Source organism: uncultured Clostridium sp. (genome assembly GCF_900547735.1).
GTDB lineage: Bacteria > Bacillota > Clostridia > Lachnospirales > Lachnospiraceae > Otoolea.
On record NZ_URHZ01000071.1, the window covers coordinates 21,595 to 28,185 of the forward strand.

At 49.2% G+C, this 6,591-nt stretch carries 6 protein-coding genes; 3 read left to right on the forward strand and 3 right to left on the reverse strand.

Annotated features, from left to right (window positions below; all coding sequences use genetic code 11):
• Window positions 1–27: 27 nt before the first annotated feature.
• From QZT18_RS18665 to QZT18_RS18675, 3 genes are read right to left on the reverse strand one after another with little or no spacing between them, the layout of a single operon-like run.
• On the reverse strand, window positions 28–816 hold the full coding sequence (locus QZT18_RS18665) for a pseudouridine synthase (protein WP_366925924.1): 789 nt from the start codon (window positions 814–816) through the stop codon (window positions 28–30).
• An 8-nt stretch (window positions 817–824) separates the two neighbouring features.
• Entirely contained in the window at window positions 825–1,640 is an 816-nt protein-coding gene (locus tag QZT18_RS18670; protein ID WP_294150318.1) for a nucleotidyltransferase domain-containing protein, read from the reverse strand.
• On the reverse strand, window positions 1,630–2,649 hold the full coding sequence (locus tag QZT18_RS18675) for a DNA polymerase beta superfamily protein (protein WP_294150320.1): 1,020 nt from the start codon (window positions 2,647–2,649) through the stop codon (window positions 1,630–1,632). Before QZT18_RS18675 ends, QZT18_RS18670 begins: the two co-directional genes overlap by 11 nt.
• Window positions 2,650–3,079: 430 nt before the next feature.
• Between QZT18_RS18675 and QZT18_RS18680 the strand changes: the two genes are divergently transcribed.
• The 3 genes from QZT18_RS18680 to trxB all read left to right on the forward strand — a co-directional run bounded on the left by QZT18_RS18680 (window position 3,080) and on the right by trxB (window position 5,959).
• A complete protein-coding gene (locus tag QZT18_RS18680; protein ID WP_294150321.1) occupies window positions 3,080–4,603 on the forward strand; it encodes a serine hydrolase in 1,524 nt (507 codons plus the stop codon).
• A gap of 110 nt (window positions 4,604–4,713) precedes the next feature.
• Window positions 4,714–5,037, forward strand: a complete 324-nt coding sequence (trxA, locus tag QZT18_RS18685) for a thioredoxin (RefSeq protein WP_294150323.1) — start codon at window positions 4,714–4,716, stop codon at window positions 5,035–5,037.
• A gap of 13 nt (window positions 5,038–5,050) precedes the next feature.
• On the forward strand, window positions 5,051–5,959 hold the full coding sequence (gene trxB, locus QZT18_RS18690) for a thioredoxin-disulfide reductase (RefSeq protein WP_294150325.1): 909 nt from the start codon (window positions 5,051–5,053) through the stop codon (window positions 5,957–5,959).
• The last annotated feature ends 632 nt before the right edge of the window (window positions 5,960–6,591 follow it).

Sequence of the window (6,591 nt, forward strand, 5' to 3'; positions counted from 1 at the left end):
TGCCTTTCTTTATTTACGGTTCTTATTTTAATTATCTTCTCCCTGTACCAGAATACGGTTCAGTTCGACCCATTCATCTCCGGTTATTTCACGTGATTCTCCTGTCCTTAAATTGCCCAGTTTCATGTTCATAATACGGATTCTCTTTAAAGTTTTTACATGAAAGCCGAGAGCCTCGCACATTCTGCGTATCTGCCGGTTCAGGCCCTGAGTCAAAATGATGCGAAACGAACTTTCTCCCGTCTTCTCTACCTCACAGGGTTTTGTGCATGTGTCGAGTATCTCCACGCCCCGGCTCATCTTCTCTATAAAATCTTTCGTAACAGGCTTATCCACCGTCACAAGGTATTCTTTTTCATGGCCGTATCTGCTTCTTAAGATACGGTTGACCAGTTCTCCCTGGTTTGTCATCAGAAGAAGTCCTTCGGAATCCTTATCGAGACGGCCAATCGGATAAATGCGGACGGGATATTTCAGAAACTCCACAATATTTTCCGCCCTATCCTTATCGGAGGTGGTACAGACAATTCCTCTCGGTTTATTCACCGCAAGAAGGACCGGTCTGTCTTTCCCCCCCACCGTCTTTCCATCCACGGTAACCGCCTGGGACGGCAATACCTTCATTCCCGTCACAGCCGTCATTCCATCCACCGTCACTTTTCCGGCTTCAATCAGCCGGTCCGCCTCCCGTCTGGAGCAGACACCGGATTCACTCAGATACTTGTTCAGGCGGATTTCTCCCATTTCTTTCTGCACATCTTTCCGTACTTCTCTCTGCGCTTCTTTCCGTACTTTTACATCTTTTCTGTTTTCCACGCCGTTTCTCATCCCTTTTCCAGCCTCTTTGCGCTGTCCTCCATCAATTTGATCTGTTCCAGAAACAGATGGTTGAGTTCCTCCCAGTCCGTCACCCTGTCGTCCGGCATCGCGGCGGTTTTCATCTTAAATGCATCGAGATTCCGGCTGATATAATCATTCAGTTCGTCAATTCTCCCGCCCTTTCCCGTCTCCGGCGTTTTCACCTTAATGTCGATCAGCCGTTCTATGGCAGGACGCATTTCCTCCTCCAAAACCGAGGCCGCAAGCTCGGAAAACAGAACCGGCGGGGGACAGCCTTTCTCCTCAATCCACTTACAGGCAAGGATGGGGCGAATGACATAAAAATATTTCTTATACTTTACTTCCTCCCCCTGGAGATACTCGGTAAAATTGGTCCTGGCCGTTCCATAATAATGGTACATTCCGGCTTTGCAGGAAAAATACCGTTCCGCCGTTTTCCGTACCCTCTCCCATTCCGGCGTTGTCCTGTACACCACCGGTGAGTTGCACCACTCAAACAGGGTGGCGTTTGACTTGTGGAAATGACGCAGTGTTTTTGAGAGATCCCAGCCGCTTATATCCAGCGTCTCATCTAACTCCCAGTCGATAAAGTCCTTCTTTTCATCCAGCCTCAGATAGTCTTTTGCCGTCCTCACATAGACGAACCTGACGTCATAGTCACTGTCCGGAGAGGCAAATCCCCAGGCCCTGCTGCCCGATTCAACCGCATGCAGAATTTTTACATGTTCCTCCCGCTCTATTTCATCCAGTTTCAAATTCACAAGCTCTTCTATCGTACCTTCAAAATTTTTATATTTCATCTCTGACCACCTTTTCATTCACTTCCATGACAAATTCCTCCACAGCCCTGTAATCCGGTTCATCGGGAAGAAGCGTATGTTTTGCCGCATAATCGAGGCGCTTCTCATAATCCGCTAAAATCTCATAGAATTCCCCGCGGTACGAACCGTCCTCCTTCTGGTACTCCCCGTTCCTCACACTCATAAGAAGAGGCAGCTCCGCCCCGCGGTATGTATTGATCTCTCCCTTTTCCAGAATATCGAGAGCCATCATAAACAGCCTCAGAAGGTGCATGGCATGTTTATTCAGATGATTGTCGTCTTTCTTCCTGTTTCTCTTTCCCAGATACTGGTATTCCTTCACAATATTATTCATCTCCGCCCACAGCCCCTTGTAGTCGCGCAGAGGATAGTGGGTGAGTGACGCATCCATAAAAATTTCCGTCTCCATATCCGTTCTCCCGGAACGGTCGATATACAGCCGGATCTGTCCCTCCTCAAACTTCTCATACCGGGTCCTGAAGGTGTGCATTGCATTGTTGACGCTGTTCAGAATGTGACGCTCTTTCTCACTCTGTCCGTAGGAATCGCGGGCCAGGGCATTCTGCAGCCTGCGAAGCTGCTGATCCGCATAGCCTCCGAAGGACTGGATTGCCTTTTTCGAAAGAAACATCTTTTTCCTCTTCAGAAGTTCTCTTCCGATACCGCTCAGATACAGATATTTCTCTTCCTCGATTCCCAAAAGCTCACATGTATTCGGATTGCAGCTCAAAAGGAGGTTAATCATCTTATTAAAGGAATAGATTACCGTGTCTGTCTTATCATCCACGTACTGTTCGAATTCCGTCATCCCGATCAGATCGGATTTCCAGTTCAGCGTAATTCCGCGGATATCAATGTCACTGTCCGCGTTGTTGGTTCCATAGGAATAACTGCCTCCCATCGCAAGCAGGATGATATTCTTTCCGAGACGGCCGTTCTCCCTGATAAAATTATATTCTTCCGTATCTAATAAAGCTCTGAAATCCATTTTTACCTCCGCCGGATCAGTCAAAAAAGGAACACCGTCCTTCCGATGCTCCCATATAGATTCTTTCCAACAATTAAGCCGCTGTCCGCACCCTGCCCAAAAACAGTGTGCTGTAAATAGTAACCCTAATAATAACTGTTCAGAAGGTAGTATTCCGCGAGGTGCTTTCATGCGTTTTCGCCTGAAAATCCCGAGTTTGGCCAGCGCGAAACGGCATTTTCTGCTGTTTTACGTGCATCGCGAAGCGGTAACTATGAAGGTACTGAATCGTTACCCCTAATTATAACCTATTATCAAATTTTTTACAAACATCACTTGACAAGTCAAACTGTAACTGTTATAGTTACAATTAAGAAATGTAACTTTTCCGATTACATATACCGTAATGATAACGCCGGACTGCATCCGGCACATAGAAAGGAAGGGCTCTATGAACACAAGAGAACACGAAACGATGAAAATGCGTGGCAGCGCCGATGTATCTTATCTCGGCCGGACTGTCGATGAAATGATTTGGGATTTTATGAAGGAAGAGAAGATTCCCGGCCTGACGCTGGCTATCGTTCAGGCGCCCTATATACCCAGAGTGGTCGGATACGGTGTTTCCGATGCCGGACAGAAGCGCCTCGCTTCCGCAAACACGATGTGGCCGGCAGGGCCAATCTCCCAGGCATTCGCAGCCGTAGCCGTCATGCAGCTTTACGAGGACGGAAAACTCGATATCAACGAAGCGGTTGAAAGATATCTCCCGGACATTCCTGAAACTTTTAAAGACATTACTGTTTTACAGCTTCTCCGCCATGCATCGGGACTTCCCGATTACCGTGAAAACAAGGACTGGACTCCTTTCAGAGAATGGCAGAAAGGGGAACTGACCGGCCTGATTGCAGACCAGCCTCTCCAGTTTGCACCTGGCACGGATGTCCGCCTGAGCGCATCCAATTTCCTGCTGCTGACACAGGTTGTCGAGGCAATTTCCGGTAAATCCTACCGTGATTTTGTCACTGAGCGCCAGATTCACTATCTTGGTCTGCGCCACACAGGTTTTGCCGAGGATTTGGGTGGATTTGTCCATGAGGATGTATCCCTGACGGAAAATATACATCAAATTTTCAAGAAGGACGGAACCTACATCGATCCGACGGAACCTGCGGCAAGCTACGATGAGAACGGAAATCTTCTCCCCCGCATCCCGTCATCCGCGCTTCCCGGTTTCTCGGATATCTGGGCGTCGGCACAGGATATTTCCACCTGGGATATCGGCCTTGCCGGTTCCGTGCTGATTCATCAGCCCGAAAACAGGGCAATCGTCTATACCCCCTGGAACCTGCCGGACGGCAAAGAGGTTCCTGCGGTGGCCGGGTGGCAGTTTTACAAACACCGCGGCCTGATGGATATCAAAGGATCTCTTCCCGGCTACTCCTGCTTCCTGAGCCGATTCACCCACTCGGAAGAACTGGTATGCGTCACATTGCTTGCCAACAAAGAGGGCGTGGATTTCACAAACCTCGGACGCCGGATTGCCGGAGCGTTCGGCGACCTCCTCTCCACGGGCTACGACGATAACAAACTCTACCTTTTTGAGGGACAGCTTCCGGCCGCAGCAGCCGTAGAGAAATTGGAAAAAGAATTATCCGATAGAAAAATTCCTCTTTTTGCAAAATTTGACCACGCCGCCAATGCCAGGGAAGCAGGGCTGGAGCTGCGCCCTACTACGGTTCTTGTATTCGGTTCCCCGCTTGTGGGCACCGGCCTGATGCAGAAAGATCAGAGCATCTCCCTGGAACTGCCTCTTAAGATTTCCGTCTGGGAAGATGAAGCCGGAAGCACATGGCTCGCATTCCCAAGGATTTCAAAAATGGCCTCGGATTACGGTCTGGACAGCCATCCGGCGGTTCCTAAAATGGAGCTTCTTATGGAAAATCTGGTCCGTAAGGCCGGCAGCATATATTAATGTGAAAGTATTCCTCCACATACCGTTTCAGCGTCTTTATGTATAATCCGTTTCACTTTTAAACAAACTTACTCTATAATTAATTATAATAATAATCAGGAGGTGCCGATATGGCCGTACTTACGATAAACAAAAATTTTGATGAAACTGTTTTAAAATCTTCCGAACCTGTGGTAGTTGATTTCTGGGCTCCCTGGTGCGGTTACTGCCGCCGTCTCTCCCCTGCCGTAGACAGGCTGGAGGCCGAGTATGAAGGCAAAATCAAGGTGGCAAAGCTCGATATCGATACCGAGGAAGAACTTGCAGAAAAATATGAAGTAGACACAATCCCGACTCTGATTTTATTCAAAAACGGTGAAATGGTGGACTCCGTCGTTAACCCGGCTTCACAGGATGCAATCGAAGAATGGTTAAAAGAAAACGGCGCACTGTAAGAGGAGGTATCAGATGAAACAATCATATGATGTCGCCGTCATTGGCGGCGGACCGGGAGGATATACCGCTGCGCTCTACTGCGCCAGAAGCGGCTATTCGGTCATTGTACTGGAAAAACTTTCCCCAGGCGGCCAGATGGCCACCACCGGCCAGGTAGATAATTACCCGGGCTTCGATGAGGGCATTGACGGCTTTGAACTGGGTGAGAAGATGCAGAAAGGCGCAGAGCGTTTCGGCGTGGAGACGGCTTTTGTGAACGTCACGGAGGCAAAGCTGGACGGAGACATTAAGAAGATTACCACCTCCAAGGGAGAAATTGAGGCCCGTGCGGTGGTGCTCGCTACCGGCGCTTCCCCGCGTGAACTGGGCCTTGCAGAGGAAAAGATGCTTCGCGGCCGCGGAGTGGCATACTGTGCCACCTGCGACGGCATGATGTATAAAGGCAAGACGGTCGTTGTTGTAGGCGGCGGAAACAGCGCGGCCGCAGATGCGCTGTACCTTTCAAAGATTTGTAAAAAAGTATATCTCGTACACCGCAGGGACAGTCTCCGCGCCTCCAGGATTTATCTGGAACCGCTTAAAAACAGCGGCATAGAATTTGTCTGGAACAGCCGGGTAACCGGGATTCTGCACGATAAAAAAGTGTCCGGCGTTATGGTAACGGATAACGATGGCACAGTAAAAGAAATCGCATGCGACGGCGTCTTCGCCGCCATCGGCAGAGTGCCCGACACCGGCCTCTTCCAGGGACAGGTGGAAATGGACAAGCAGGGATATCTGGTTGCCGACGAAACCACCAGGACAAATCTCCCTGGTGTCTTCGCAGTCGGCGACGCCCGCACCAAACCCCTTCGCCAGATCGTAACCGCAGCAGCCGACGGGGCCGTGGCCTCGCATTACATTGAGGAATATCTGGTATAGAACCGGTGTGCCGGCTTCAAAAGCAATAATAACGTTTTTTCATACTACTCCTTTTTTTCATAAACATAGGGATACCGAAAACTCATGAAATGAATTTGCGGTATCCCATTTTTCATTGTTGGAGTCGCCATATGATTGTTATTTAGGGATTTTATTGAGGAATGAGAACGCCGCCGGGACGGTCGGGGGGCGGGATGGTGAGAGGGAGGGGATGAGTCTTCAGTCCCGGCTTGCAGAGTGTGGTGAGGGGGAAGGAAGGTTTTCGACGGGACTGAAGACGCGAAGGTTTTCGCCATCCCGAACTCCGGCCTGCGGCCACTGATTTGTTCTTATTCCTTCAAAGGGGAAGGTACTGTCGCTGCCACTACGTTTCTTCAAGTTCGAAGAGAATGCCTCCCTGTACAGTATTAAATTGATGAATCTGAACTTTAGCGCCTGACCTATTCTTAAATAACCGTTGAATTTTTTAGAACAATCGAAAAATTTAGCTTTATATTTATCTCCGAATCCAACGCGAAACAACTTCAAAAAGTAAATCGTTCACGACTACATAGTGGCTGCGGCGATACCTTCCCCGCACTTGACGAAAGAGACAATCAGCCCCTGAAGCCGGCGGACGGGGCAATCACCTT

Excerpts from the sequence above, each read along its gene's own strand:
- QZT18_RS18670 (WP_294150318.1), bottom strand. The coding sequence starts at position 1,640 with ATGAAATATAAAAATTTTGAAGGTACGATAGAAGAGCTTGTGAATTTG.
- QZT18_RS18675 (WP_294150320.1), bottom strand. The coding sequence starts at position 2,649 with ATGGATTTCAGAGCTTTATTAGATACGGAAGAATATAATTTTATCAGG.
- QZT18_RS18680 (WP_294150321.1), top strand. The coding sequence starts at position 3,080 with ATGAACACAAGAGAACACGAAACGATGAAAATGCGTGGCAGCGCCGAT.
- trxA (WP_294150323.1), top strand. The coding sequence starts at position 4,714 with ATGGCCGTACTTACGATAAACAAAAATTTTGATGAAACTGTTTTAAAA.
- trxB (WP_294150325.1), top strand. The coding sequence starts at position 5,051 with ATGAAACAATCATATGATGTCGCCGTCATTGGCGGCGGACCGGGAGGA.